The sequence below is a fragment of the Staphylococcus sp. EG-SA-15 genome (genome assembly GCF_017151895.1).
GTDB classification, from domain to species: domain Bacteria; phylum Bacillota; class Bacilli; order Staphylococcales; family Staphylococcaceae; genus Staphylococcus; species Staphylococcus aureus.
Genome location: NZ_JACVZN010000117.1, coordinates 1 through 251, shown reverse-complemented (window position 1 = coordinate 251; position 251 = coordinate 1). Strand labels below are relative to the sequence as shown.

At 37.1% G+C, this 251-nt stretch carries 1 pseudogene; it reads left to right on the top strand.

Annotated features, from left to right (window positions below):
* Window positions 1-145: pseudogene (locus IDG64_RS15660) on the top strand (MFS transporter); the annotation flags it as partial.
* Window positions 146-251 lie beyond the last annotated feature (106 nt).

The following is a 251-nucleotide window of genomic DNA, read 5'->3' as shown; positions in this document are numbered from 1 at the left end:
TGACCGTAGTGTGATTGGATTTTTACAGTCCGCATTTTGGACGGCTTCGATATTAAGCGCGCCTTTATGGGGACGCTTTAATGATAAATCATATGTTAAATCAGTATATATATTTGCCACGATTGCAAGTGGTGATAATGCAGTTAGCATGCCATACATAGCAAAGTTTGCTAAAACGCCAACGATAATAAATCGACATGTTTGTTGTGTGCATAATAGACATTGAAATGAACGGCGAATACCTTTATTAA